General features: G+C 72.2%; 2 protein-coding genes. Both read left to right on the forward strand.

All coding sequences use genetic code 11. From position 1 onward, the window contains the following. Positions 1-153 precede the first annotated feature (153 nt). Complete coding sequence (acs, locus tag MXD58_RS19950; protein WP_248841355.1) at positions 154-2,121, forward strand: acetate--CoA ligase; 1,968 nt, start codon at positions 154-156, stop codon at positions 2,119-2,121. Between the two features lie 147 nt (positions 2,122-2,268). After that, the gene (gene glgP / locus MXD58_RS19955; RefSeq protein ID WP_248841356.1) at positions 2,269-4,824 is read left to right on the forward strand and encodes an alpha-glucan family phosphorylase; all 2,556 of its coding nucleotides are present in this window, start codon (positions 2,269-2,271) and stop codon (positions 4,822-4,824) included. Positions 4,825-4,895 lie beyond the last annotated feature (71 nt).

Here is a 4,895-nt window from a genome sequence, read left to right on the forward strand (position 1 = left end):
ATATTCAGGCCGCATAATAGCGAAAGACGCAGAGCGGAACGCGAACCGATCTACACCACTCCACGGGGCATTATCCGCGGGGGCCGGTTCGTGGTAGACCGGTGATCATTGGTGACCTGACCGGGTCCCGGACACATCGACGTGGGAGGAACCGTGGCGGACCTGGAGGCGACGCTGGAGAACCTGCTGGCGGTCGAGAGCTTCGACCCGCCGGCCGGGTTCACCCGGCGCCGACCGGTGGAGGCGGACCGCGCCGCCGCCGACGCCGATCCGGTGGCTTTCTGGGCCGACGCCGCCCGCGAACTGCTGAGCTGGGACAAGCCGTTCACCCAGGTCCTCGACGACACGAACCCGCCCTTCTACACCTGGTTCGCCGACGGCGAGCTGAACCTGTCCGCGAACTGCCTGGACCGCCACGTCGCCGCCGGCCGCGGCGAGCGGGTCGCGTTCCACTGGCGCGGGGAGGAGGGCGAGCGCCGTGACGTGACCTACGCGGACCTGCTCGCCGACGTCCAGCGGCTGGCGAACGGGCTGAGGGCGCTCGGGGTCCGCGCTGGCGACGTCGTCGGCATCTTCCTGCCGATGATCCCCGAGGTCGCGGTCGCGATGCTGGCCTGCGCCCGGATCGGCGCGGTGCACAACGTGGTCTTCGGCGGGTTCGCGCCGTCCGCGGTGCGGGAGCGGATGGAGGTCTCCGACGCGTTGGTGCTCATCACCGTCGACGGCGCGCGGCGCAAGGGCCGGCGCGCCCCGGTGAAGGCCGCGGTCGACGCCGAACTCGGCGACCTGCCGGCGCTCCAGCACATCGTCGTGGTCCGCGGCCCGGGGGAGAACCCCGGCGAGGTGCCGATGACCCCCGGGCGCGACGTCTGGTTCGACGACCTGCTCGCCGGCGCGGACCCGGACTGCCCGGCGGTCCCGCTGCCCGCGGAGCATCCGCTGTTCATCCTGTACAGCTCCGGGTCGACGGCGAAGCCGAAGGGCATCCTGCACACCACCGCCGGCTACCTGCTCGGTGCGACGTACACCCACCGGGTGGTCTTCGACATCGATGCGGACACCGACGTGTACTGGTGCTCCGCGGACGTCGGCTGGATCACCGGCCACTCCTACATCGTGTACGGCCCGCTCTCGGGCGGCGCGACGAGCGTGATGTACGAGGGCGCGCCGGACTACCCGGACCACGACATCTGGTGGCGGATCGTCGAGGAGTTCCGGGTCACGGTGTTCTACACCGCGCCCACCGCGATCCGCTCCTGCATCAAATGGGGTGCCGAGTACCCCGCCCGCCACGACCTGTCGTCACTGCGGGTGCTCGGCACGGTCGGCGAGCCGATCAACCCGAAGGCCTGGCTCTGGTACCACCTGGTGATCGGCGGCGGCCGCTGCCCGATCGTCGACACCTGGTGGCAGACCGAGACCGGCGCGGTGCTGATCTCGCCGCTGGCCGGGGTCACGGCGACGAAGCCGGGCTCGGCGACGAAGCCGCTGCCGGGGATCAGCCCGGCGCTGCTGGACGAGGCCGGGGAGCCGGTCACCGAGGGCACCGGCATCCTGGTGATCACCAAGCCGTGGCCGTCGATGCTGCGCACCCTGTACAAGGACGACGAGCGCTTCGTCGAGACGTACTTCTCCCGGTTCGGCCCGACGACGTATCTGGTCGGCGACGCGGCCCGGCTCGACGCCGACGGCTACTTCTGGATCATCGGCCGGATCGACGACGTGATCAATGTGTCGGGGCACCGGCTGTCCACGGCCGAGGTGGAGTCGGCGATCGTCGCCCACGAGGCCGTCGCCGAGGCGGCGGTCGTCGCGGAGCCCGACGAGCAGACCGGGCAGGCGATCGTCGCCTTCGTGACCCTGACCGGCAACCGCGCCGGCGACGCGGCGATCGAGGCCGAGCTGCGCGAGCACGTCGCCCGCCGGATCGGCAAGCTGGCCCGGCCACGGCGGATCATCTGGGCGGACGAGCTGCCGAAGACCCGCTCCGGCAAGATCATGCGCCGGCTGCTGCGCGACGTCGCCGCCGGCCGGGAGCTCGGCGACGTGACGACCCTGCGCGATCCGGCCGTCATGGCGGTCATCACCGAGGCGGTGCGGGCGGGCCGCGACGACGAGTAGGCAAGCCGATCCGACCGTTGCGGGCGGGCATTTGCGGAGGATCGGGGCTGCTCACCCCGGTCCGACAGCGAGATGTTCGGGGAACGTAACCCGCCGGTCGAACCCGGCTGCGTGGATGTCACCAACACTGTCTAGGCTCACCTCTTCGTGAGAGCCCTACGACGGTTCACCGTCCGTGCGCAGCTCCCGGAGCAGCTCGCTCCGCTGGGGGAACTTGTTCTCAATCTCCGCTGGTCGTGGCACCCGGAGACACTCGACCTGTTCGAGTCGGTCGATCCCGAGCTCTGGCGGGCCACCAAGGGTGACCCGGTCCGCCTGCTCGGCGAGGTCGACCACGACCGGCTCACCGCCCTCGCCGCCGACCGGCGGTTCGTACGCCGACTCACCGCCGTCGCCGACGATCTCCAGGACTACCTCGCCGCGGACCTGTGGTACCAGCGGGCGAACCTGGCGGGCGCGCCCTCGGCGATCGCCTACTTCTCGCCGGAGTTCGGCATCACCGAGGTGCTGCCGCAGTACTCCGGCGGCCTGGGCATCCTCGCCGGCGACCACCTCAAGACCGCCAGCGACCTCGGCGTGCCGCTCATCGGCGTCGGGCTGCTGTACCGGGCGGGCTACTTCGTCCAGTCGCTGTCCCGCGACGGCTGGCAGCAGGAGCGCTACCCCGGCATCGACCCGCACGGCCTGCCGCTGACCCAGCTCACCGACTCCGGCGGCCGCCCGGTGAAGGTCGCGGTCGGCCTGCCCGAAGGCCGCACCCTGCACGCGCAGATCTGGAAGGCCCAGGTCGGGCGGGTTCCGCTGCTGCTGCTCGACTCGGACGTCGAGGACAACCAGCCGGGCGAGCGCGGCGTCACCGACCGGCTCTACGGCGGTGGCACCGACCACCGTCTGCTGCAGGAGATGCTGCTGGGCATCGGCGGGGTGCGGGCGCTGCGCGCCTACGCCGGGGTCACCGGCAACCCGGCGCCGGAGGTCTACCACACCAACGAGGGGCACGCCGGCTTCCTCGGCCTGGAACGCATCCGCGAGCTCGTCGAGACCGGGCTGAGCTTCGACGAGGCGCTGGAGGCCGCCCGCGCCGGCACCCTGTTCACCACGCACACCCCGGTGCCCGCCGGCATCGACCGCTTCCCCCGCGACCTCGTCGCCCGCCACTTCGGCGGCGACAACTCGTGGCCGGGCGTGCCCGTCGAGCGGATCCTGGAACTCGGCGTCGAGCCCGACCCGAACGTGTTCAACATGGCGCACATGGGGCTGCGTCTCGCGCAGCGTTCCAACGGCGTCAGCAAGCTGCACGGCATCGTCAGCCGGGAGATGTTCGCCGGGCTGTGGCCCGGCTTCGACGCCGCCGAGGTGCCGATCGGCTCGGTGACCAACGGCGTGCACGCCCCCACCTGGGTGTCGCGTTCCGTGCTGGAGCTCACCGACCGCGAGCCCGGGCCGAGCCTGCTCTCCGACGACGCCGCCGGTTTCGCGAAGATCTCCACCCTGCCCGACGACGTCGTCTGGAGCATCCGGCGCCAGCTGCGGGAACGGCTCGTCGCCGAGGTCCGCCGCCGGGTCCGCGCGTCCTGGCTCGAACGCGGCGCCGCCCCCGGCGAGCTGGACTGGGTCGAGTCGGTGTTCGACCCGGACGTGCTGACCATCGGGTTCGCCCGCCGGGTGCCGTCCTACAAGCGCCTCACGTTGATGCTGCGCGACCGCGAGCGGCTGCGCCGCCTGCTGCTGCACTCCGAGCGGCCGATCCAGATGGTGATCGCCGGCAAGGCGCATCCCGCCGACGACGGCGGGAAACTGCTCGTCCAGCAGATCGTCCAGTTCGCCGACGACCCGTCCGTGCGCGCGCGGATCGTGTTCCTGCCGGACTACGACATCGGCATGGCGCGGTTCCTGTACTCCGGCTCGGACGTGTGGCTGAACAACCCGCTGCGCCCGCTGGAGGCGTGCGGCACCTCCGGGATGAAGGCCGCGCTCAACGGCTGTCTGAACCTGTCCATCCGGGACGGCTGGTGGGACGAGATGTTCGACGGCCAGAACGGCTGGGCGATCCCGACCGCCGACGGCGTCGAGGACCCCGACCGCCGCGACGACCTCGAGTCCATCGCCCTGTACGAGCTGCTGGAGAACACCGTCGCCCCGCGGTTCTACGACCGCCCGGCCGGCGGCCCGCCGCCGCGCTGGACGGCGATGGTCAAGCACACCCTCTCGACGCTGGGCCCGCAGGTGCTCGCCAGCCGGATGGTGCAGGAGTACGTCCAGCGGTATTACGTCCCCGCCGCGGTCTCGGCGCGGACCACCGCCGCCGACGGCCTCGCCGGCGCCCGCGACCTGTCCGCCTGGAAGAACCGGGTCCGCGCGTCCTGGCCGGGGGTGCGGGTGCTCAACGTCGACTCCGCCGGTCTCGGCGACACCCCCCAGGCGGGCCAGTCGCTGGTGGTCCGGGCGACGGTCGAACTCGGCGGGCTCGCCCCCGAGGACGTCGACGTCCTGGCCTCCTACGGGCGGGTCGACCAGTCCGACCGGATCCTCGACCCGGCGACGCTGTCGCTGGCGGCGGTGGGGGACAGCGAGGGCGCCCTGCGCTACGAGGGCACCATCCCGCTCGGGCGCACCGGCGCGTTCGGCTACACCGTGCGGGTCCTGCCGCGCCACCGGCTGACCGCGAGCGTCGCCGAGCTGGGCCTGGTCGCCAACCCGTAGCGGCCGGGGGGGGGCGCGCCCGCCCCCCACTCCCCACCCCCGCCTGTAACCCCCCCCCCCCCCCACCCTCA

Source organism: Frankia sp. AgKG'84/4, from assembly GCF_023242965.2.
Lineage (GTDB): Bacteria > Actinomycetota > Actinomycetes > Frankiales > Frankiaceae > Frankia.